The sequence below is a fragment of the Micromonospora tarensis genome (genome assembly GCF_016803395.1).
In the GTDB taxonomy this organism is placed as follows: Bacteria; Actinomycetota; Actinomycetes; order Mycobacteriales; family Micromonosporaceae; genus Micromonospora; species Micromonospora tarensis.
Genome location: NZ_JAEVHL010000096.1, coordinates 1 through 21,868, shown reverse-complemented (window position 1 = coordinate 21,868; position 21,868 = coordinate 1). Strand labels below are relative to the sequence as shown.

The window sequence follows — 21,868 nt, the reverse complement described above, 5'->3', positions numbered from 1 at the left end:
GCTCTCCGCCGCGCCGGTGGCCGACCCGGCGCGTCAGCGCCAGCGTCAGCCGGTGCTGCTCGGCGACGACCTGCCGTCCGCGCTCGACCCGCCGTCCGGCTGCCGGTTCCGCACCCGCTGCCGCTCGCGTTCGACAGGGTGCGCGACCCAGGTGCCGGCGCAGACCGCGATCGGCGACGGCATGGCCGCGTGCCACCTGGTCCGGCCGGACGGCACCGGCCCCGACGTTCGCAGCGCAGACCCCAGTGAGGTGTTGTCATGACGTTCACCACCCGACCCACGTTGCAGGGCACGTTCGGCATGGTGTCCTGCACGCACTGGCTCGCCAGCCAGGCCGCGATGGGCATCCTGGAACGCGGCGGCAACGCCTTCGACGCCGCGGTCACCGCCGGGTTCGTCCTGCACGTCGTCGAGCCGCACCTGAACGGACCGGGCGGCGAGGTGCCGGCCATCGTGGCCACCGCGCGCGACCCCCGGCCGAAGGTGCTGTGCGGGCAGGGGCCGGCCCCCGCCGGGGCGACCATCGGGCACTTCCGGTCCCTCGGAATGGACCTCATCCCGGGCGCCGGTCCGCTCGCCGCCGCCGTTCCCGGTGCCGTGGACGCCTGGCTCCTGCTACTGCGTGAGCACGGCACGCGCACCCTCGCCGAGGTGCTGGAGCCGGCGATCGGCTACGCCGCCGCCGGTCACCCACTGGTCGGCCGGGTCGGGGTCACCGTGGCAGCCGTTCGGTCGCTGTTCGAGGAGCACTGGCCCACCTCCGCCGCGCTCTGGCTGCGCGGCGGCCGGCCACCAGCCGCGGGGGAGCTGTTCACCAACCCGGCGTACGCGGACACCCTGCGCCGGCTGGTGGAGGCCGGACAGGCGGCCGGCGCCGACCGGGAGGCGCAGATCGAGGCGGCCCGGCGGGCCTGGCGCACGGGTTTCGTCGCCGAGGCGATCGACACCTTCAGCCGCCAGCCGTTCCAGGACTCCAGCGGGGAACCACACGCCGGGCTGGTCACCGGCGACGACCTGGCGGCGTACTCGGCGAGCTGGGAGACGCCCGCCACCCTGGACTGGCACGGCTACTCGGTGGCGAAGACCGGCTTCTGGGGTCAGGGCCCGGTGCTGCTGGAGGCGCTGGCCACACTGGACGCGCTGGACGACCCCGGCGCGTACGACGCGGAGACGGCGTCCGGCGTGCACGCCCAGGCCGAGGCGCTCAAGCTCGCCTTCGCCGACCGGGAGGCCTGGTACGGCGACGGCATCGACGTGCCCGACAAGGCGCTGCTCTCCGCGCAGTACGCGCGAGAGCGGGCGGCCCTGATCGGCGACCGCGCCTCGGCCGAGCTGCGTCCGGGGCGTCCCGACGGGGCGCAGCCACGCCTGCCGGCCCACGTCCTGCCCGGTGCCACCCGACGGGCCGACCGGGCCGACCCGACGACCGGGGAACCGACGGTGCAGTCGGACGGGGTGACCCGGGGCGACACCTGCCACGTGGACGTGGTCGACCGCTGGGGCAACATGATCTCCGCTACCCCCAGTGGCGGCTGGTTGCAGAGTTCGCCGACCATCCCGGAGCTGGGCTTCCCGCTGGGCAGCAGGTTGCAGATGTTCTGGCTGGAGGAGGGGCTCGCCTCGTCGCTGGCCCCGGGCCGCCGGCCGCGTACGACGTTGAGCCCGACGATGGTGCACCGCGACGGGGTGCCGGTGCTGGCCTGCGGCACCCCGGGCGGCGACCAGCAGGACCAGTGGCAGTTGCCGTTCCTGCTGCGGCACCTCGTCGGTGGCCAGCCCCTCCAGGAGGCCATCGACGCCCCCGCCTGGCACACGCTCAGCCTGCCGGGGTCGTTCTACCCACGCGACATGGAGCCCGGCGTCCTGGTGGTGGAGGACCGGTTCGACGAGGACGTGCTGGCGGCCCTGCGGGCGTACGGGCACGAGGTGCGGGTCACCGACGGCTGGAGCCTGGGCCGGCTCTGCGCGGTGACCCGTGACCCGGCGACGGGGGTGTTGGCCGCCGGCGCGAACCCCCGAGGGATGCAGGGTTACGCGTGCGGTCGCTAGCGGGCGCGGTAGCCACCTTCGGCGTTCTCGTGGGCTGCGGCGGAGGCCGCGTCGAGGTGGTCGAGTGCGGCCCGCTCGGCGCGGTCGCCGTCGCCTGACTCGATGGCGTCGACGAGCTGGATGTGCTCGACCCACGAGTGCGGGGCGCGTTCCGCCGCCCCGAGCCGGAAGACCCACTGGACATGGAGGTAGAGCGACTTGGCTATCGACGACAGCCAGGGGTTTCCGCTGATCTGGAGGATGCGCAGGTGCAGCATGCTGTTCAGCTCCGCGACCCGGGCCAGGTCCTGCCGCTGGGTCGCCTCGCGGCCCTGCTCGAGCAGGGCACGCAGGGCCGCCACGTCCGTCGGGTTCGCCCGCTCGGCGGCCAACCGGGCGGCCAGCGTCTCCAGGCGCTCGCGGACGGCGAACATGTCGGCGATGGTCCCGCTGCTCGGCGAGGCGACCACCGCGCCCCGGCGGGGCAGGATCACGACGAAGCCCTCCGCCTCGGCGACGCGCAGCGCCTCCCGGACGGGGTTACGCGAGACACCGAAGTCCTCGGCGAGTCGGTCCTCGGTGAGGCGCTCGCCGGGGAGGTAGTCGCCGTCGATGATGGCGGTCCGCAGGGCGGCGAGGACCTGGTCGCGTAGCGGCAGGTGTTGCGCGCCGAGCTTGTCCCGCAGGTCTTCAGCCACCTGGTCGCCCCTCCGTGAACGTGTCGGGACGAAGTGTATACGAAGAACAATTATTGGAAGGTGGCCGACAGTGTCGAGCACAGCGCCCCGCGTCATCCGCCCACACATCGCGGTTGAGCAGGACCAACGCCTCCTGCGGCGACGGCACGCACTCGTCGTCGTGCTCACCTTCCTGACCGGGAGTGCCGACGCCCTCTGCTTTCTCTCCCTCGGTGGCGCCTTCGCCAGCGTGATGACCGGCAACATGGTCCTGCTCGGACTCTCGGCCGGCCGGGGAGCGGGTGAGCTGGCCCTGACCTCCGGCTGCGCCATCATCAGCTTCATCCTCGGCGTCCTGGCCGGCGCGCGCGTCGTCGGCTCGGCGCGGCCGGACGATCCGGTCTGGCCACGGCGGGTCACCTGGGCGCTGGTCCTGGAGTTGGCGGTGTTCGTCGTGTTCCTCGTCGTCTGGGAGGTCACGCTGCGCACCCCGGACACACACGTCCATCTCGCGCTGCTGATGCTCTCGGCTGTCGCGTTGGGGGTGCAGAGCAGTGCGATCCAACGATTCGGCGTGCCCGGACTGTCCTCCACGTACCTGACCGGCACCCTCACCAGCCTGATCGCCGGCGTCGCCGCGCGCAGCCCCTGGGTCGACCTGCGCCCCAAGGCCCAGGTGCTGCTGGCGCTCATGGTCGGCGCGGCGGTCGGCGCCCTGGTCGCCCTGCACCTGCCGGTCGTCGCCCCGGCGCTGCTGATCGTGCCGCTGGTGCTGGTCATCGCGGTGTCCGCGCGGATGCGCGGCTGACGGCCCGGACGCGGCCCGTCACACGCTGCGGGCGAACAGCGCCAGGCGTACCCGGTTGGGGCTGTCGGTCTTGGTCATCAGGCTGGTGATGTGGGTCTTGACAGTGGTGACCCCGATGTGGAGCTGGTCGGCGATCTCGGTGTTGGACAGGCCCTCGGCGACCAGCCGGAGCACGTCGCGTTCCCGGACGGTGAGCCCCGACACGTTCCGGGGCGGGTCCGGGCGGGCGTGCACCGCGCGCTGCACGAGACGCCGCAGCACCTCCGGGCTGAACGGGCTGTCACCGACGGCGGCCCGGCGGATGCCGTCCAGCAGCTCGGTCGGGGGCGCGTCCTTGAGCAGGAACCCGCAGGCGCCGGCGGTCAGCGCGGGATAGAGGTGGTCGTCGTCGCCGAAGGTGGTCAGCACCAGGATGCGGGTGGCGGGCCGCTCGGCGAGAATCCGGCTGGTCGCGGTGATCCCGTCGACACCGGGCATCCGCAGGTCCATGACGACGACGTCGGGACGGAGTCGCGCCGCGAGGGTGACCGCCTCGCGGCCGTTGTCCGCCTCCCCGACGACCTCGATGTCTGGCTGGGCGTCGCAGAGCATGCGCAGCCCGGCGCGGATGAGGTGCTGGTCGTCGACCAGCAGCACCCGGATCACGCCGGCTCCGGCGTGGGCGAGCCGGCTGCGCCCTCCCGATCCCGGGGCACCGAGGCGGCCGGCGACCCGGCGGACGCGGTCGCCACGGCCGGCAGGACGGTCCGCACCCGCCACCCGGTGTCGGTCGGGCCCGCCTCCAGCCGACCGCCGAGAACCTCGACGCGCTCCCGCATTCCGGTGATGCCGTGCCCGCCACCGGCCGGCACCCCCGCCGGCACCGCACCGCGCCGGTCGTCGCTGACCGCCCAGTGCACGGATCCGTCGCGGACGGCGACCTCGACGTGCGCGAGCGCGGAGGTTCCCGCGTGTTTGGCCACGTTGGTCAGCGCCTCCTGGGTCAGTCGCAGCACCGCCATGGCGCGCACCGCGTCGAGGGCACCGATCGCCGGGTCGAGGTCGGCCTCCACCGTGACACCGGCCTGCCGGGCCCGGTCGATCGCCGCGCCGATGGCCGCCGGCAGCGCCGAGGGCTCGATCGCGGTCAGTGCCGCGTCACCGCGTACCCCGTCGGGATGGCGCAGCACCGCGACCAGCCGGCGCAGCTCCGCCAGGGCCGCGGTGCCGGTGCCGTGCACGTCGTCGAAGACCGCGCCCACCCGGGGGTCCAGGTCGGTGAGCACGTGCCGGGCCACGCCGACCCGCAGGACCATCGACGCCACATGGTGCGCGACGACGTCGTGCAGCTCGCGGGCGATGGCGCTGCGCTCGTCGGCGCGGGCCGCGCGGCTCTCCGACTCGTGCTGGCGTTGCTCGGCCAGGGCCCGCTCCACGGCCTGCCGACTCAGCTCCCGGTTGGCGCGGATGACCAGGCCGAGCAGCACCGGCACGCCGACCTCCAGAACCAGACCGACGACGCCGGAGGCGACCTGACGGGCGGGGTCACCGATCGAGTCGGCCAGGTCCACCACCACCAGCAGTGCGGTGGCCAGCCAGATCGTCGCCGGACGTCGCACCCGCACGGTGACCTCGAGCAACGCCCAACTGGCCCCAACCTGGTTGATCGTGATGTCGTCGAGCAGCCAGATCGCGACCGCCAGCAGGCCGGCCTGCACCGCCAGGTTGACCACCGCTCGACGGTGCGCCACCAACGCCACGGCGAACGCCAGCAGTGCGAGAGTCCACTGTGTGGCCGTCGGTGGGCGGGTGGGGTGCGGGCCGAGGACCAGGTAGCCCAGGCCGCTGAGGACGAGCAGCGCCATCCGTACGAGAGTGTCCCGCATGTCGAACAGTCGTCCCAGCCAGCCCACGGCGTCAGCATAGGTGCTGGGAATCGCTGGCGGCGGCCGGCCGCCGCCACCGGGGCCGCACCGCCAGGTACCCGGCCAGACCGAGCGGTCCGAGCAGGATGGTCAGCACCAGTACCGGAGCCATGACCAGCGCCGGCACCTGCCGTTCCCGGCTGTCCAGCCAGGCCCACCGACCGACGAACAGGTCGAACGCGATCATGTGTGCCCAGCCCGCCGCGGCCCCGGTGGGCGTGCCGAGCAGCGCACCGACCCCGTCCACTGTCGGCGCCGCCACGGCCGGCAGCACGTCGCCGAACGCCGGGAGCACCAGCAGCGCGTAGATCACCACGACCGGCAGCACGATCAGGGGGGAGCCGATGATCCGGGCGGTCCACGACCAGCGCGGCAGCAGGATCATCAGCGCCCAGAACGGTGCGGCCACCGCGAACGTCAGGGAGAACAGCGTCCCGGTCACGCGGCCAGCACCAGTTCCGGGCGACGACGGCGGGCCAGCACCAGGCCGCCGGCGGTCGCGGTCGCGACCACCAGCGCCGCCACCGCGACAAGCGTCAGCGCGTCCGGGCGCAGCAGCGGCTGTCCGCGCAGGGCCTGCCAGGTCAACAGCACGGTGAGGACGCCGTACGCCGCGCCCGCCACGACGACCAGCCGGGCCCTGGTGCGCTCGTCCAGTCGGTTGGCGAACCGGCTCAGCAGGATCGCCAGGATCGGCAACACCTGGAGGGCGTGCAGCCCCACGAAGTGCCCGATCCGCAGGTCACCGCCGGTGGTGCTCCAGCCGAGCACCGGCAACCCCGGCCCGCCGTCGGCGACACCCACGCTGTGCGCCCCGCCGACCCCCTCGACCCCCGCGTCCTGTGTCGGCAGCGTCATCGGCACCGCCGCCAGCATGCCCAACAGCGACAGCCCGAGCCCCACCCGACCGCGCGGTGCGCCACCCGGTCGGGGATCCGCCTGATCAACACCACGATGCCGAGGACGAGGTGGGCGAAGAACAGCACCATGATCGCCGCTCCCATCACCGCGAAGAGCGCGGTGTTCAGCGGAGTGCTGTCGTTGAAGTGACTGGCCTGCCCGCGGACCACCTGGCCGACGATCACCACCATCTCGATCACCGCCACCGCGACGATGACAGTGACCGCCCGCTCGGCCACCCGGCTGCGCCTCGGCAGCACTGTGAGCATCCAGGCGAGCGTGCCGCCGTACAGCACGAAGGAGACCGCGAACTTGAACGGCTTGAGCCAGATCGGCGCCCCGACGAGGACGCGGGAGTCGGCGAGGACGCCGACCGTGCTGACGACGGCGAGCAGCGCCATCGCGGACACGAAGACCATGAGTGGGCGGTGCCAGTGTGCCGCCCGGCGCAGGTTGACTGTCATGTCTGTAGATGCTCGTGGCGGTGCCCGCCGACGGCGTCCGACCGGGAGCCGTGGTTGTGGCCGGTGGTCGGAGCGCGCCTCCTACCCGGGTAGGAGGCGAAGTGTGTGGAACGCGCCGCCGGTGCTGGCAGAATGGCCGGCCTGCCGACGGGACGGGGGAGCGACAGGTGACGATCGATGAGGACCAGGTTCGGCCGAACGAGACCACGGTGCCGCTGCTGCACTGCGCGGCGCCGGAGGAGACCGTGGCGTTCTGGCGGGCGCTGGGCTTCCAGCTGGCCTACGAGCAGCTCAAGCCGTACGTGTACCTGGCCTTCACGTGGAGTGGGTTCCAATTGCACTACGGCCCCGCGCCAAAGAGCCTGGACCCGGCGAAGGAGACATCCGGTGGCTGCCTGGTGATGGTCGACGCGGTCGCGGCGTACCACGCGGCGTTCACCGAGGCGATGCGCCGTGCCTACGGCAAGGTGCTGGTCAAGGGTCTGCCCCGGGTGTCCCGCTACCGCGCCGGGGCGTCGCGGTTCAGCATCGTCGACCCATCCGGCAACACCATCGTCTTCATCCAGCGCGACGAGCCGAAGGACCTGGAGTACGGCGGGTCGAAGCAGCTTGAGGGGCTGGCCCGGGTGCTCGACAACGCGCGGATCCTGCGCGAGTTCAAGATGGACGACCGGGCGGCCTACCGGGCGCTCGACTCGGGGATGCGCCGCCGCGCCGAGGACGCTCCCGTGGTCGAGCAGGCGATGGCGCTGGCCGGCCTGATCGAGCTGGCGACCGCGCTGGAGAAGGCGGAGCGGGTGCCCGAGTGGGGTGCCCGGCTGCGCGCGTTGACGCTGACCGAGGCGGAGCGCCGGCAGGTGGAGCAGTACGTCGCCGACCCGTCCCTGCTCGCGTCGTGGCTGACGGACGCGACCTGACGGCCGGAATCAGCGGGTGCGGGTCGCGGTGCCGCGACGGAACAGCACGGCCACGCCGGCGAGCATGACCAGGAGCAGCCCGGTGAACCAGTCCATCGCGGTGGCGGTGCTGACCGCGCGGGTGGCGATCCCGATGCCGAGCGCCGGCAGACTCAACCCCAGGTAACCGATGAGGAAGAGCCCGGCCAGGGCCTCGCCGCGCCGGGCCGGTGCCGCCATCGCGGCGACGGTGCCGATGGCCGCCTTGAGCAGCACGCCGGCGCCGATGCCGGCGACCACGCCGCCGACCAGGAACGCGCTCAGGTTGGCGGTGTGCATGCCGACGAGCAGGGTGGGCACCCCGACGACCTGGGCGAGCAATCCGAGCCGCACCTTCGCCGGGGCGGTGAGCCGGTTGGTGAGGGTCTGCGCCACGGCCGCCCCGCCGAACACGGCGAAGACGATCCCCCCGGCCAGGGCGCGCGACGGGTGGTGCAGCGCACCGCTGACGAAGCCCGGGGCGACCGAGGTGAAGAGGCCGAACACGGCGAACGACGCGAACGCGCCGGACGCCGCGGCCAGGTAGCCGGCCCGGTTCCCGTGGTCGGCGCTGATCCGCTGCGGCCGGTAGGCGGGCGTGGTCAGGCGCGCCGGCACGGTTTCGGGGGTCACCGCGACCGCGACGATGCTCGCCAGCAGCAGGACGACGAAGACCAGGTACGGGGTACGAAGCGGCACGTCGACGTACTGGGCGAGGAACCCGGCGATCAACGAGCCGACACCGAGACCGCCGATGTTGGCGGCGATGGAGACCACCTCGAAGCGCTGCCGGGACGCGTCGGGTCGGTGTGCGGTGTGCAGTTCGTGCAGGTACGCGGTGGCGGTCGCGGTGACCATGCCGATGCCCAGGCCGGTGACCAGCCGGGCGAGCAGCAGCATCGGCAGGGACGGGTCGCTCAGGAACAGCGCGGCGGCGACCACCTCCAACGCCAGCGCCGGGATGAGGATTCTCTTCCGACCGACCCAGTCGGAGATGTGCCCGGCCAGGACCAGGCTGATCAGCACGCCTACCGCGTACGCCGCGAACACCACGGTGACCATGAAGGTGGAGAACCCGTCCCGCGCCATGTAGAGCGGATAGAGCGGGGCCGGCACGGTGGAGAACGCCATCGCGGTCAGGAACGCCAGGGCGATCAACCAGAAGCCTCGGCCGTGCCGGCCTGAGCTGTTGCCGGGGGCGGACGGGGCGGTGCGCGGTGACAGGGTCGACAACGACATGAACTCACTCTCGCCCCGGCCAAGTATCACCTGCAACGAAAGTTGCTGCTAGCAACGATCGCGATAGGTGATACTTGAACCGTGGAACTCCGCCAACTCGAATACTTCGTCGCCGTGGCCGAGGAGCAGAACTTCACCCGCGCCGCCGCCCGCCTGCACGTCGTGCAGTCCGCGGTGTCGGCGGGGGTGAAGACCCTCGAACGCGAACTGGGCGCACCGCTGCTGGACCGCAACTCCAAACGTGTACTCCTCACCGACGCCCGGCGCCGCGCTGCTGCCGCGCGCCGGGTCGCCCTGGACGCGGCCCGCGACGCCCGGGACGCGGTGGCCGAGGTGCACGGCGGCCTGCGCGGCACCCTGCGGATCGGCGCGATGACCTCGATCCGGCTGCTGCACCTACCCGCCCTGCTCGGCGAGTTCCACCGTCGGCACCCCGGCGTGCTGCTGCGGACCAGCGCCGCGCCGTCCGGCTCGCAGGGGCTCATCGACGCGCTCGTCGAGCGCCGGCTCGACCTCGCCTTCGTCTCGCTGCCCGGCGCGGCTCCGGCCACCATCCACCTCGCCGAGCTGGCCCGCTCGGTGATCGACCTGGCCGTGCCGGACGACCACCCGCTGGCCGGCCGGACGTCGGTGGCGCTCGGCGAACTCGCCGGCCTGGACTTCATCGACTCCCCGGTCGGCTACGGCAACCGGGCGGTGACCGACCGGGCGTTCGCCACCGCCGGCCTCTCCCGGCGGGTGACGATCGAGATTCCCGACATCGCCACCGGCGCCGACCACATCCGGCACGGGCTCGGCATCGCGCTGCTGCCCCGCTTCGTCGTGGCCAACGCCGAGGGCGTGCGCACGCTTACCGTCACCGACGCCGAGCTGGACTGGACGCTCTCTCTCGCCACCCCCGTGGACCGCCCGGTCGGCGCGGCCGCCCGTGCCCTGATCGCCCTGACCCGGGAGTTTCTGCCCTGACCGGCCGAAGGTCCGCTTCGCGGTAGGCGACGGCTGCCGGTACGTCTGCTGGTTCCATGAAACGACGCGAAGTTACCGCTTTAGGGTAAATCACGATATGGCGACTACATGCTCCGATAGCTTTCGGAGGAGAGGAAAACTCATATTCCTCCCTTCGTGTGCGTAAGGAGTCAGTGATGAAGCGCAGCATCGCGCTCGCGACAGCCCTCCTGGCGGGTCTGACCAGCGTCGGATCCATCCCGGGGCCCGCCTTCGCCGACGGTGGCGGCCCTGGGTACCACGACAACCGTGGGGGAGGTGACTACCAGCACGGCGACGAGGGCGCGGTCTTCGTCCAGACCAACAAGGCCGAGGGCAACACCATCAAGGTGTACGACCGCGACGAGGACGGCCGGCTGACCAAGGCCGGTGAGTACGAGACCGGCGGGCTGGGCGGGTTCACCATCGGCGCGCCGCTCGACGCGCTGGCCTCACAGGGCTCCCTCATCTACCACCGTGGGCTGCTCTTCGCCGTGAACGCCGGCAGCAACACCGTGACGGTCTTCGGCGTCGAGGGCACCAGGCTGCACAAGCTCCAGGTCATCTGGTCCGGCGGGCTGCTGCCGGTCAGCGTCGCGGCGCGTGGCGACCTGGTGTACGTCCTCAACGCCGGTGGTGAGGGGTCGGTGCAGGGGTTCAAGCTGCACAAGGGGCGGCTGTCGCGGATCGAGGACGCCAACCGGTCGCTCGGGCTGCACAACGGCAACCCGCCGGCGTTCGGGACCGCTCCGGCCCAGGTGAAGATCGACCCGGACAGTGAGTTCGTGCTGGTGTCGACCAAGGCCGCGAACGTGATGTTCAGCTACGAGATCGGTCGCCACGGCGAGCTGTCCCGCAACCCCGTCGTCAGCGACGCGGGTAACACCCCGTTCGGCTTCACCTTCGACACCGACGACACGCTGTTGGTCACCGAGTCCGGCGCGAACGCGGTCAGCCTGTTCGAGCTGGAGGAGGACGGCGCGCTGGACCAGATCGGGCCGTCGGTGCCCAACGGCCAGCAGGCGCCGTGCTGGATCCAGCGCGTCGGCGACTACTTCTACGTCGCCAACGCCGGCACCTCCACCATCAGCGCCTACCGGGTCGACGACCACGGCAAGCTCGAACTGGTGCACGCGGTGGCCGCCGACACCGGCGGCGGGTCGATCGACATGACCACCAGCGACGGCTTCCTGTACGTGCAGAACGCCACCGCCGGAAACGTGCAGGGCTACGAGGTCAACGATGACGGCTCCCTGACGCTCGTCACCACCGTCGAGGGCCTGCCGAAGTTCGCCGACGGCATCGGCATGGAAGGCATCGCCGCCTCCTGAACGCCCCACCCGCTGGTCCCGGTCGCCTGCCGACCGGACCAGCGCTGTTCCCGGAGCTACGAGGCCAACCGCTCGCGCGGGGTGCGGCCGGAGGGGGCGAGCGCCGTACCGTCGTCCGATTTGTTGATCTCCGACCAGACGGCGTCGAGGGAGATGCCGAGGACGTCGGCGATCGCGGCGATGGTCGGAAAGGCGGGGGTGGCGATACGACCGGACTCGATCTTTCGGAGCGTCTCCGGCGAAACGCCCGCGTCCAGCGCGGTGAGGAGCATCGAGCGCTCTCCCCGGGCTCGACGCAACAGGGCGCCGAGGCGCTGTCCGCGTTCGACCTCTGCGGGAGTGAGCGGCAACCTGACCATGCTCCGATTCTAGTACCGGGATAATATGGCCGGGATACTTATTGGTCCGAGGAGGCGCCGCATGATCGAGATCCTGAGCCCCACCGACCTGCCGCGCGCGAGAGCAACCGGCGCCCTGGTTGCCACCATCCTCCAGACGCTGAAGAGTCGCACCGTGGTCGGCACGAACCTACTGGAGATCGACAAGTGGGCGCACGAGATGATCGTCGAAGCCGGGGCACAGTCCTGCTACGTCGACTACGAGCCGTCCTTCGGGCGCGGCCGTTCGGCCACTACATCTGCACGTCGGTGAATGACGCCGTGCTGCACGGGCTGCCGCACGACTACCGGCTCGCCGACGGCGACCTGCTGAGTCTCGACCTCGCCGTCTCGTTGGGCGGGGTCGTCGCCGACTCCGCCATCAGCTTCATCGTGGGCGACGCGCGGCAACCACAGAGCGTCGCGCTGATCGACGCGACCCAGCGCGCGTTGAGCGCCGGCATCGCCGCGGCCCGCCCCGGAGCGCACATCGGTGACATCTCGCACGCCATCGGCACCGTCCTCAGCGCGGCGGGATACCCGATCAACACCGAGTTCGGCGGTCACGGCGTCGGCTCGACGATGCACCAGGACCCGCACGTCTCCAACACCGGACGGCCCGGTCGCGGCTACCGGCTGCGCCCCGGGCTGCTGCTGGCGCTGGAGCCGTGGGTCATGGCGGACACCGCCACCCTCGTCACCGACCCTGATGGCTGGACGCTGCGCAGCGTGACGGGCTGCCGGACCGCGCACAGCGAGCACACGATCGCCATCACCGACGACGGGGCCGACGTGCTCACAGTGCCGAAGCCCTGACCCGACGGCACGACCGACGGCGCGGCGGTCGGCCGCGCCCATCGTGGACGGTTAACCGGCCCCCGTCGGGGCACCTCCTCCGTGCGCCCTGCCGAGTCGCGTTCAGAATGAACCGATCGGTCATGTTTTCCGTGATGACGGTCAGGGTCACCCACCAGAGTCACGGAGGCACGATGTCAACGCTTCGAACTGGTCCGGTCATCGGACTGATCGTGCAGATCGTCGTGTTGGCGTTGCTCGCGGGGTCGGTCGGGCTGGGCACGGCGGGGTGGGCGGCCGGGCTGGCGTACGGGATGGTGCTGTGCCTGCTGCTCAGCCGTGGGCTGTCCCGGTCGGCCGCGCGCGGTCTGAGCCCGGCGGACCGGGTGACGTTGAGCCGGGCGATCCTCGTCGGCGGCGTGACGGCCCTGGCGGTGGAGTCGTTCAGCCGACCGGCGCCGGTCGCGGTAATGGTCGTCCTCACCAGCGTGGCGCTGGTCCTGGACGCCGTGGACGGCTACACGGCCCGCCGCACCGGGACCACCACCGACTTGGGCGCGCGCTTCGACATGGAGATCGACTCCTTCCTGGTCCTGGTGCTCTGCGTCCACGTGGCCCCCGCCGTGGGTGGCTGGGTGCTCGCGATCGGCGCTATGCGGTACGCCTTCGTCGCCGCCAGTTGGGTGCTGGGCTGGATGCGCGGATCGCTGCCGCCGCGCTACTGGCGCAAGGTCGTCGCGGCGGTCCAGGGCGTGGTGCTGACGGTGGCCATGGGCGGCGCGCTGCCCGGAATGCTGACCACCGTCCTGGTGGTGGCGTCACTGGCGCTGCTGGTCGAGTCGTTCGGACGCGACGTCCGGTGGCTGTGGGCGACCCGTCGTCTCCGTCGGAGCACCCGGCACGAGATCCCGGCCGCGCTGGTCCACGGGGCCGTCTCGCCCAGCCACAGCGGCACCGTGCCCGCCGTCGCCGGGCTGGGCGTGGGGAAGACCGAGCTGCTGCTGCCCTGGCCGGAGCATCGGACGGCCGTCATGGCCCGGCGCGGGACCGCCCGCGTCTGAGCCACCCGCAGGCCGCACCCATCAGTGATCATGGAAGGATGCCCGGGTTGTCGCTCTCGACGCGCGTACGTCAGCTGCCGCACCAGGAACGGAGCACGATGCGGGGGGACCATCCGAGCGGGGCCGGCGACGACGACACCGACGTCGCGGCTCGACGGCGGCGTTCCGTCGGATCCCGGCTGGTCACCGTCCTGGCCGTGCTGCTCGTGCTGCTCGTGCTCACCCTGCCGTACGACTTCGGCCGGCTCACTCCGGCCGCGTTCGTGCGGATTCCGCTGGAGGCGCTGCTGGCCGTCGCCCTCCTGCTCGCTCTGCCGGCCCGGTGGAGTCGGCTGGTCGCCACGGTCGTCGGCGCGGCCCTCGGCCTGCTCGGCCTGCTGAAGCTGCTCGACCTGGGGTTCTCCGCCGCGCTCAGCCGGGCGTTCGACCCGGTGCTCGACTGGGCCCTGCTCGACGAGGGGTTCGCCTTCCTCAGCGAGTCGTACGGCCGGCCCACCGCCATCGGCGCCGCCGTCGCGCTGGCGGTGCTGGCCGTCGGCCTGCCCGTCCTGGTCACCCTGTCGGTGCGGCGAGCGCGTCGGCTGCTGGTCCGGCACCGCACCGGGACCACCCGGGTCGTCACGGCGCTGGTGGTCGTCTGGGTGGTCTGCGCCGCGTTCAACGTGCGGGTGGTCGAGGGCTCGCCGGTCGCCGACACCTCCGCGACCACCCTGGCCAACGGGCACGGATTCCAGGTGCGCCTGCGCCTCGACGACCGGGAGACGTTCGGTGCGCTGATCGAGCAGGACCGGTTCGGCGACACCCCTGGCGATGAGCTGCTGACCGCGCTACGGGGCAAGAACGTGGTCATCTCCTTCGTGGAGAGTTACGGTCGGGACGCCGTCGAGGACCCGGAGTTCGCCCCGCAGGTCGGCGCGGTCCTGGACGGCGGCGCCAGCCGGCTGGGCGCGGCGGGGTTCGGCGCGCGGAGCGGCTTCCTCACCTCGCCGACCTTCGGTGGCGGCAGTTGGCTCGCACACGCCACGCTGCTCTCCGGCCTCTGGATCGACAACGACCAGCGGCACCGCACCCTGTTGGCGAGCGACCGGATGACCCTCAACGGGGCCTTCCGCCGGGCGAGTTGGGAGACAGTGGGCGTGATGCCCGCCGTCACCAAGGCGTGGCCGGAGGGGGCCTTCTACGGCTACGACCGGTTCTACAACGCCAAGTCGCTCGCCTACCGGGGTTCGAAGTTCAGCTTCGGCACCATGCCGGACCAGTACACCCTGGCCAGTTGGCGGCGGCTGGAGCAGGCCCGGCAGGACGACAAGCCCACGATGACGGAGCTGGCGCTGGTGTCGAGCCACGCGCCCTGGACGCCGGTGCCGCAGGTGGTCGACTGGGCCGGCATCGGCGACGGCGCGGCCTTCCGCAGGCCCGGCGGTGCGTCGGACGACAAGCGACGCACCACCAAGCAGATCCGCGCCGACTACCGGACCTCCATCGAGTACACGCTGAACAGCCTGATCTCCTACGTGCAGACCTACGGGGACGACGACCTGGTGTTCATCTTCCTCGGTGACCACCAGCCGGCCGCTGTCGTCACCGGCGAGAACGCCAGCCACGACGTCCCGATCAGCATCATCACCCGGGACCGGGCCGTCCTGGACCGGATCTCCGACTGGGGCTGGCAGGACGGGCTCAAGCCGGGGCCGCAGGCGCCGGTCTGGCGGATGGACGCCTTCCGGGACCAGTTCCTGACCACCTTCGGCCGGTAACCCGGCCACCCTGACGGACGGGACTCAGACAGATGACGGCCAACACCGACACCAGGATCGCCGCGCTGCGGGCCGATCCGGCCATGTCCCTGCTGCGTCGATCGTTGGACGTGTACTACGGCGACGCCGAGCGCGACGCGCGGATGGATGCCTTCTACTCCCGGTTCGTCGCCGACGCAGACCTGGTCTTCGACATCGGATCCCACGTGGGTGACCACATCGCCAGCTTCCGCCGCCTCGGCGCCCGGGTGGTCGCCGTCGAGCCGCAGCCGTTGTGCCTGCGTGCGCTGCGGGCGATCTACGCCGACGACGACCGGGTGACAGTGGTCGGGGCGGCCTGCGGCGCGGTCGCCGGGAGCACCCGGTTCCATGTCAACTCCGCGAACCCGACCGTGTCGACCGCCTCGGCCGACTTCGTCCAGGCCGCGGACGGCGCGGGCGATGGGAGAGCGAGGTGTGGGATGCGGCCATCGAGGTCCCGGTGGTCACCGTCGACGCGCTGGTCGAGCAGTACGGGGTACCGACCTTCGCCAAGATCGACGTGGAGGGTTTCGAGGACGAGGTGCTGGCCGGCCTGAGCCACCCGCTGCCCGCGCTGTCGTTCGAGTTCACCACGATCGCGCGCGCGGTCGCCGCCCGGTGCCTGGACCGGCTCACCGCGCTCGGCTTCGACGGCTTCGACGTCGCGCTGGGCGACGACAAGTCGATGACGTTCCACCGCTGGGTCTCCGCGGGCGAGATGGCGGCGTACCTCGTTGGCCTGCCGCACGAGGCGAACTCCGGCGACGTGTACTGCGTCTCCCGCGACGGCTAGACCACCGGGCCGTCTTCGTGGCCGGCGGCGGTGACAGTCGGTCACCGCCGTCGGGTCGGATGCGGTAGTGAGCGGTATACCTCAGGGGTATGAATACGCCTCTGAGGTATATCGCTCACCAACACATCGGCATGGCGGGCCAGCCGAGCGCACGCTGCCGAAGCACTCGCATCGCGTACCATCCGCGGATGGAGCTCGACGATCTTCCCCTTGCCGAGTTCGCGTTCCCGGGGCCGTTGCGGGACACGCTCGTGGACGCGATCCTCTCCGGCGCGAAGACCTCGACCACCGGCCTGCTGGCCGGGTACGAGTGCGCCAACGAGCCGCTGCCCGAGGTGGGGCAGGTGTCCGCAGTGGTGGACTCCGCGGGCCGGCGGGTCGCGGCCATCGAGCTGACCGACGTACGGGTGATCCGGCTCGCCGACGTCGACCTGCGACATGCCCTGGACGAGGGAGAGGGCGACGAGTCGGTGGCGCAGTGGCGCGCGGGGCACGAGGCGTTCTGGCACAGCCCGGAGGTACGCGCCGAGCTGGGCGATCCCGACTTCACCGTCGACGACGACACCCTGGTGGTGACCGAGCGCTTCCGGCTGGTGCACGTCGTCTGAACTGAACTGCCCTGTCCGTTCCTGCCGGTCACACCGCCTGGACCGGGTAGCCGGCACGCCGTCCCCGGCCCTGAGACAAGGGCCGGGAAGGCTTGTCTCTGGTGATCTCGCTGCGACCGGGCCGGCACCTCGTCTACTGTCAGGCTGTTCACATTTGCCTGAATAGTCGGGAAGGTGCGGCGATGGGGGTGCGCAGCTGGATCGAGGGCTGGCCGGTCTACCGCCAGCTCACCGGCACCGACCCGCTCGGCCGGGGCACGGCGGCCGAGTCCGCCGGATCCCGGGCGCTGACCGCCCGTACCGACACCGCCGACTCGATGGCCCGGTCCGTCTGCCCGTACTGCGCCGTCGGCTGCGGCCAACGGGTGTACGTCAAGGACGGGCAGGTCAGCCAGATCGAGGGCGATCCGGACAGTCCGATCTCGCGGGGTCGGCTCTGCCCGAAGGGCGCGGCGAGCAAGAGCCTGGTGACCAGTCCGCTGCGGCAGACGACGGTGCGCTACCGCCGCCCGTACGGCACCGAGTGGGAGGACCTCGACCTCGACACGGCGCTGAACATGATCGCCGATCGGGTCCTGGCCGCCCGGGACGAGACCTGGGAGGACGTCGACGCCGAGGGTCGGCCGCTGAACCGGACGCTGGGTTTCTCCAGTCTGGGTGGGGCGACGCTGGACAACGAGGAGAACTACCTCATCAAGAAGTTGTTCACCGCGATGGGGGCGCTCCAGATCGAGAACCAGGCCCGCATTTGACACTCCGCCACCGTCCCCGGTCTGGGGACCAGCTTCGGCCGTGGCGGCGCCACCCAGTACCAGCAGGACCTGTCGAACTCCGACGTCATCGTCATCCAGGGTTCGAACATGGCTGAGGCGCACCCGGTGGGCTTCCAGTGGGTGATGGAGGCCAAGCGCCGAGGGGCGAAGGTCTTCCACATCGACCCGCGGTTCACCCGGACCAGCGCGCTTGCCGACTCGTACCTGCCGATCCGGGCGGGCAGCGACATCGCGCTGCTCGGCGGGGTGATCCGCTACATCCTCGACAACGAGCTGGACTTCCGGGAGTACGTCGTCGCCTACACCAACGCCGCGACGATCGTGACCGAGGAGTACGCCGACACCGAGGACATGCACGGGCTCTTCTCCGGCTTCAACGACGACAACGCCACCTACGACCAGTCCAGTTGGCGCTACGAGGGCCACACCCAGGCCGCGACGACCCAGGACAGCGAGACGCAACGCGAGACGGCGGCCGGGCTGGAGAACGAGTCACACGGCGCGCCGGTCGGCGGCGAGACCGAACGCGACGAGACGTTGCAGCACCCGCGCTGCGTCTACCAGATCCTCAAGCGGCACTACGCCCGCTACACACCGGAGATGGTGGAGCGGGTCTGCGGTATACCGCAGGAGAAGTTCCTCGAACTGGCCCAGGCCTGGACGGAGAACTCCGGCCGGGACCGCACCGGCATGCTCGTCTACTCGGTGGGTTGGACCCAGCACAGCGTGGGTGTGCAGTACATCCGCACCGGCGCGATCATTCAGCTGTTGCTGGGCAACGTCGGTCGGCCGGGTGGCGGGGTGATGGCGCTGCGCGGGCACGCCAGCATCCAGGGTTCGACGGACATCCCGACGTTGTTCAACCTGCTGCCCGGCTACCTGCCGATGCCGCACCACGCCAACCACCCGACCTTGGCGAAGTGGGTGGACAGCATCGCGCACCCCGGGCAGAAGGGTTTCTGGGGCAACGCCCGCACCTACGGCGTCAACCTGCTCAAGGCGTACTGGGGCGCGGCCGCCACCGCCGACAACGACTACTGCTACGGCTACCTGCCCCGGATGACCGGCGATCACGGCACCTACCAGCAGGTCCTCGACATGATCGACGGGAAGATCAAGGGGTACTTCCTGCTCGGCCAGAATCCGGCGGTGGGTTCGGCGCACGGTCGGGCGCAGCGGCTCGGGATGGCCAACCTCGACTGGCTCGTCGTCCGGGACCTGTTCATGATCGAGAGCGCCACGTTCTGGCAGAACGCGCCGGAGATCGAGACCGGGGAGATCATGCCGGCGGAGTGCCGCACGGAGGTGTTCTTCCTGCCGGCCGCGTCGCATGTGGAGAAGGAGGGCACGTTCACCCAGACGCAGCGGTTGTTGCAGTGGCGGGAGAAGGCCGTCGAACCGCCGGGTGACGCCCGCTCCGAACTGTGGTTCTTCTACCACCTCGGTCGCGTCATCCGGGAACGGTTGGCGACGTCGACCAGGCCTCGCGACCGGGCGCTGCTGGACCTGGCCTGGGACTACCCCACGCACGGTCCGCACGCGGAGCCGAGCGCCGAGGCGGTGCTGCTCGAAATCAACGGGTACGACGTGACGAGTGGCCGACCGCTGGCGTCGTTCACCGAGATGAAGGACGACGGCTCCACCGCCGGCGGCTGCTGGATCTACACCGGGGTGTACGCCGACGGCGTCAACCAGGCCGCCCGCCGCAAGCCCGGCGCGGAGCAGTCCCTGGTGGCCCCGGAGTGGGGTTGGGCCTGGCCGGCGAACCGGCGGATCCTCTACAACCGTGCCTCCGCCGACCCGGACGGCAACCCGTGGAGTGAGCGCAAGCGCTACGTCTGGTGGGACGCGGAGAAGGGCGAGTGGACCGGCTACGACGTGCCGGACTTCGAGAAGACCAAACCGCCGTCCTACCGACCGGAGCACGGCGCCTCGGGTGTGGCGGGCATCGCCGGCGACGACCCGTTCATCCTCCAGGGCGACGGCAAAGGGTGGCTGTACGCGCCCACCGGCGTGCTGGACGGGCCGCTGCCCACGCACTACGAGCCGGTCGAGTCGCCGGTGCGCAACCCGCTGTACCGGCAGCAGGCCAACCCGACCCGCAAGGTCTACACCCACCCGATCAACACGCTCAATCCGAGCCCACCCGAGCCGTACAGCCAGGTCTTCCCGTTCGTGTTCACTGTCAGTCGGCTCACCGAACACCACACCGCCGGTGGGATGAGCCGGACCGTGTCTCCCCTGGCGGAGCTGCAACCGGAGATGTTCGTCGAGGTGTCGCCGGAGTTGGCGGTCGGACGCGGGCTCACCCACCTCGGCTGGGCGCACCTGGTGACCGCCCGGGCGGCCATCGAGGCGCGGGTGCTGGTGACCGACCGGCTCACCCCGCTGCGGGTGGACGGTCGGATCATCCACCAGGTGTGGTTGCCGTACCACTTCGGTTTCGAGGGTCTGGTCACCGGCGACTCGGCCAACGACCTGTTCGGCATCAGCCTCGACCCCAACGTCCTGATCCAGGAGAGCAAGGTCGGCACCTGCGACGTGCGGCCGGGCCGCCGTCCGACCGGGCCGGCGTTGCTCGACCTGGTGGCCGACTACCAGCGGCGCGCCGGGATCACCCCGGGCCAGCACGCCCCGGCCGTGACCGAAGACAATGAGGGGAAGGAGCACGGTGCTTCCTGACCCGAACAGCCTGTACGGTCCGCTGGACCCGGCGCCCGACGCGGGCTACGAGAACGCGCCACCCCGGATGGGGTTCTTCACCGACACCAGCGTCTGCATCGGCTGCAAAGCCTGCGAGGTCGCCTGCAAGGAGTGGAACGGTGTGCCGGAGAGCGGCCTGGACCTGCTGGGCATGTCGTACGACAACACCGGCGCGTTGACCGCGAACTCGTGGCGACACGTGGCGTTCATTGAGCAACCCCGCACGGCCGGGCACCTCGCCGCGCCCGCGGACGTCCTCGGCGCGCCGGTCGACACCGGCAGTGACCGGCCGGTCGAGGCGGGACCGCAGTTCCTGGGGATGCCGGGGGCGCAGCCGCCGGGGCGGGGCTGGGGTGCTGAGGGGCGGACGGATTTCCGGTGGTTGATGATGTCGGATGTCTGTAAGCACTGCACGCATGCGGCGTGTCTGGATGTGTGTCCGACGGGTTCGTTGTTCCGGACCGAGTTCGGCACGGTGGTGGTGCAGGAGGACATCTGTAATGGGTGTGGGTACTGCATTTCGGCGTGTCCGTACGGGGTGATCGATCAGCGTAAGGGTGATGGTCGGGCGTGGAAGTGCACGCTGTGCTATGACCGGTTGGGTGCGGGGATGACGCCGGCGTGCGCGCAGGCGTGTCCGACCGAGTCGATCCAGTACGGCCCCCTCGACGAGCTGCGCGAACGCGCCGCCGCCCGGGTCGAGACACTCCACGACCGGGGGGTCCCCGAGGCGCGCCTGTACGGGCACGACCCGAACGACGGCGTGGGCGGTGACGGGGCGTTCTTCCTGCTCCTCGACGAACCCGAGGTGTACGGGTTGCCACCGGACCCGGTCGTCACCACCCGGGACCTGCCGAAGATGTGGAAACGCGCCGGCCTCGCCGCGCTCGCCATGGCGGCGGCGACCGTCGCCGCGTTCGTCGGAGGTTCCTCATGACCCCACCGGGCCCCGTCGGCGACCGGTTCCGTCGATTCCGGGAGCGGCTCGCCGCCGAGGGCGGCGACCGACCACAGGTGAGCGACGAGCGGCCCAGCACCGCCAACGGCGCGGAGCGTGCGAGCAACGTAGAGCGTGCGAGCGACGCGCAGGCCACGAGCGGTGGCGCCCACCCGAACGACGGGGACACCGCCAACGGCAACGGCACCGCCAACGACACCGCCAGCAGCAACGGCACCGCCAACGGCAACGACACCGCCGGCAGCCGCCGGGGCGACCTGGCGTCGCGGCGGGGCGCCGAAGCACCCGGCCGGCGGCGCAGGCGGCGTGGTGGTGGCGGCGAGGAGCTGCGGGTGCCGGAGGCCGAGTTCACCTCGTACTACGGTCGGCCCATCCTCAAGGCGCCGGTCTGGAAGTGGGACATCGCCGCGTACCTGTTCACCGGCGGGCTGGCCGCCGGTTCGTCGCTGCTCGCCGCCGGTGGGCAGCTCACCGGGCGGCCCGCGCTGCGACGCGCCGGTCGGGTCACCGCGTTGGCCGCCGTCAGCGCCAGCGCCGTCTTTCTGGTCAAGGATCTGGGTCGGCGGCCCGGTTTCACCACATGCTGCGGGTGGCCAAGCCGACCTCGCCGATGTCGGTGGGCACCTGGATCCTCACCGCGTACGGGCCGGCGGCGGGCGTCGCCGCGATCGCCGAGGCCGCCGGGGCGCTGCCCCGGCACGGTCTGCTCGGGCTGGCCGGCCGGGTGTTGCCGCCGATCGGGCACGCCGCCG

Annotated in this window: 18 protein-coding genes and 4 pseudogenes; 14 read left to right on the top strand and 8 right to left on the bottom strand. The window is 71.4% G+C overall.

Translation table 11 applies throughout. The features are described 5' to 3' along the window. Window positions 1-262, top strand: a 262-nt coding sequence (locus tag JM949_RS18980; RefSeq protein ID WP_321170138.1) for an oligopeptide/dipeptide ABC transporter ATP-binding protein, incomplete at its 5' end; no start/stop codon positions are given. Continuing rightward, entirely contained in the window at window positions 259-2,049 is a 1,791-nt protein-coding gene (locus JM949_RS18975; protein ID WP_203149759.1) for a gamma-glutamyltransferase family protein, read from the top strand. The genes JM949_RS18980 and JM949_RS18975, both read left to right, overlap by 4 nt. Here the strand turns inward: JM949_RS18975 and JM949_RS18970 are convergent. Then, on the bottom strand, window positions 2,046-2,726 hold the full coding sequence (locus tag JM949_RS18970; RefSeq protein ID WP_203149758.1) for a GntR family transcriptional regulator: 681 nt from the start codon (window positions 2,724-2,726) through the stop codon (window positions 2,046-2,048). The genes JM949_RS18975 and JM949_RS18970 overlap by 4 nt on opposite strands. Before the next feature lie 70 nt (window positions 2,727-2,796). On the opposite strand from JM949_RS18970, the gene JM949_RS18965 reads away from it, so the two are divergent. Further along, window positions 2,797-3,513: a YoaK family protein gene (locus JM949_RS18965; protein WP_203149757.1), complete on the top strand. Its 717-nt coding sequence runs from the start codon at window positions 2,797-2,799 to the stop codon at window positions 3,511-3,513. Window positions 3,514-3,531: 18 nt separating this feature from the next. Here JM949_RS18965 and JM949_RS18960 read toward each other — a convergent pair whose 3' ends face one another. The 5 genes from JM949_RS18960 to JM949_RS39215 are packed head-to-tail and all read right to left on the bottom strand — an operon-like array spanning window position 3,532 to window position 6,781. Next, window positions 3,532-4,158, bottom strand: a complete 627-nt coding sequence (locus JM949_RS18960) for a response regulator transcription factor (RefSeq protein WP_203149756.1) — start codon at window positions 4,156-4,158, stop codon at window positions 3,532-3,534. Next, window positions 4,155-5,405 (bottom strand): sensor histidine kinase, encoded by a 1,251-nt coding sequence (locus tag JM949_RS18955; protein ID WP_203149755.1) that lies wholly within the window; start codon window positions 5,403-5,405, stop codon window positions 4,155-4,157. Before JM949_RS18955 ends, JM949_RS18960 begins: the two co-directional genes overlap by 4 nt. A 4-nt stretch (window positions 5,406-5,409) precedes the next feature. Then, window positions 5,410-5,859, bottom strand: coding sequence for an ABA4-like family protein (locus JM949_RS18950; protein ID WP_203149754.1), 450 nt, complete (start codon window positions 5,857-5,859; stop codon window positions 5,410-5,412). Next, window positions 5,856-6,275, bottom strand: a complete 420-nt coding sequence (locus JM949_RS39220; protein WP_309232223.1) for a hypothetical protein — start codon at window positions 6,273-6,275, stop codon at window positions 5,856-5,858. The genes JM949_RS18950 and JM949_RS39220 overlap by 4 nt, the downstream gene beginning before the upstream one ends. Continuing rightward, a complete protein-coding gene (locus JM949_RS39215; RefSeq protein WP_309232222.1) occupies window positions 6,272-6,781 on the bottom strand; it encodes a hypothetical protein in 510 nt (169 codons plus the stop codon). The genes JM949_RS39220 and JM949_RS39215 overlap by 4 nt, the downstream gene beginning before the upstream one ends. A 167-nt stretch (window positions 6,782-6,948) precedes the next feature. On the opposite strand from JM949_RS39215, the gene JM949_RS18940 reads away from it, so the two are divergent. Beyond that, window positions 6,949-7,698 (top strand): VOC family protein, encoded by a 750-nt coding sequence (locus JM949_RS18940; protein WP_203149753.1) that lies wholly within the window; start codon window positions 6,949-6,951, stop codon window positions 7,696-7,698. 9 nt (window positions 7,699-7,707) lie between these two features. Here the strand turns inward: JM949_RS18940 and JM949_RS18935 are convergent, their stop codons facing one another. After that, entirely contained in the window at window positions 7,708-8,955 is a 1,248-nt protein-coding gene (locus JM949_RS18935) for an MFS transporter (RefSeq protein ID WP_203149752.1), read from the bottom strand. A gap of 81 nt (window positions 8,956-9,036) precedes the next feature. Here JM949_RS18935 and JM949_RS18930 point away from each other — a divergent pair, with 81 nt between their 5' ends. Further along, window positions 9,037-9,921, top strand: a complete 885-nt coding sequence (locus JM949_RS18930) for a LysR family transcriptional regulator (RefSeq protein WP_203149751.1) — start codon at window positions 9,037-9,039, stop codon at window positions 9,919-9,921. A 176-nt stretch (window positions 9,922-10,097) separates the two neighbouring features. Then, a complete protein-coding gene (locus tag JM949_RS18925) occupies window positions 10,098-11,270 on the top strand; it encodes a lactonase family protein (RefSeq protein WP_203149750.1) in 1,173 nt (390 codons plus the stop codon). A 56-nt stretch (window positions 11,271-11,326) separates the two neighbouring features. Here JM949_RS18925 and JM949_RS18920 read toward each other — a convergent pair whose 3' ends face one another. After that, entirely contained in the window at window positions 11,327-11,629 is a 303-nt protein-coding gene (locus JM949_RS18920; protein ID WP_203149749.1) for a helix-turn-helix domain-containing protein, read from the bottom strand. A gap of 61 nt (window positions 11,630-11,690) precedes the next feature. Here JM949_RS18920 and map point away from each other — a divergent pair. The 8 genes and pseudogenes from map to nrfD all read left to right on the top strand — a co-directional run. Beyond that, window positions 11,691-12,463 (top strand): annotated as a pseudogene (map, locus tag JM949_RS18915) (type I methionyl aminopeptidase). A 173-nt stretch (window positions 12,464-12,636) separates the two neighbouring features. Beyond that, window positions 12,637-13,338 (top strand): annotated as a pseudogene (locus JM949_RS18910) (CDP-alcohol phosphatidyltransferase family protein); the annotation flags it as partial. Between the two features lie 263 nt (window positions 13,339-13,601). Beyond that, window positions 13,602-15,260, top strand: a complete 1,659-nt coding sequence (locus tag JM949_RS18905; protein ID WP_203149747.1) for a sulfatase-like hydrolase/transferase — start codon at window positions 13,602-13,604, stop codon at window positions 15,258-15,260. Between the two features lie 32 nt (window positions 15,261-15,292). Further along, window positions 15,293-16,074, top strand: a pseudogene (locus JM949_RS18900) (FkbM family methyltransferase). A gap of 188 nt (window positions 16,075-16,262) precedes the next feature. Beyond that, window positions 16,263-16,682 carry an ASCH domain-containing protein gene (locus JM949_RS18895; protein ID WP_203149746.1) on the top strand — a complete coding sequence of 140 codons (420 nt, stop codon included), beginning with the start codon at window positions 16,263-16,265 and terminating at the stop codon, window positions 16,680-16,682. 182 nt (window positions 16,683-16,864) lie between these two features. Next, complete coding sequence (gene fdh / locus JM949_RS18890; RefSeq protein WP_203149745.1) at window positions 16,865-20,137, top strand: formate dehydrogenase; 3,273 nt, start codon at window positions 16,865-16,867, stop codon at window positions 20,135-20,137. Then, a complete protein-coding gene (locus JM949_RS18885; protein ID WP_309232221.1) occupies window positions 20,127-21,095 on the top strand; it encodes a 4Fe-4S dicluster domain-containing protein in 969 nt (322 codons plus the stop codon). The genes fdh and JM949_RS18885 overlap by 11 nt, the downstream gene beginning before the upstream one ends. Beyond that, window positions 21,092-21,868: pseudogene (nrfD, locus tag JM949_RS39800) on the top strand (NrfD/PsrC family molybdoenzyme membrane anchor subunit); the annotation flags it as partial. The gene JM949_RS18885 and the pseudogene nrfD, both read left to right, overlap by 4 nt.

Bases quoted from the DNA above. Each gene is read 5' to 3' on its own strand.
- JM949_RS18895 (WP_203149746.1), top strand. From the start codon at position 16,263: ATGGAGCTCGACGATCTTCCCCTTGCCGAGTTCGCGTTCCCGGGGCCG.
- JM949_RS39215 (WP_309232222.1), bottom strand. From the start codon at position 6,781: ATGACAGTCAACCTGCGCCGGGCGGCACACTGGCACCGCCCACTCATG.
- JM949_RS18935 (WP_203149752.1), bottom strand. From the start codon at position 8,955: ATGTCGTTGTCGACCCTGTCACCGCGCACCGCCCCGTCCGCCCCCGGC.
- JM949_RS18905 (WP_203149747.1), top strand. From the start codon at position 13,602: ATGCGGGGGGACCATCCGAGCGGGGCCGGCGACGACGACACCGACGTC.
- JM949_RS18925 (WP_203149750.1), top strand. From the start codon at position 10,098: ATGAAGCGCAGCATCGCGCTCGCGACAGCCCTCCTGGCGGGTCTGACC.
- JM949_RS39220 (WP_309232223.1), bottom strand. From the start codon at position 6,275: ATGACGCTGCCGACACAGGACGCGGGGGTCGAGGGGGTCGGCGGGGCG.
- JM949_RS18975 (WP_203149759.1), top strand. From the start codon at position 259: ATGACGTTCACCACCCGACCCACGTTGCAGGGCACGTTCGGCATGGTG.
- JM949_RS18920 (WP_203149749.1), bottom strand. From the start codon at position 11,629: ATGGTCAGGTTGCCGCTCACTCCCGCAGAGGTCGAACGCGGACAGCGC.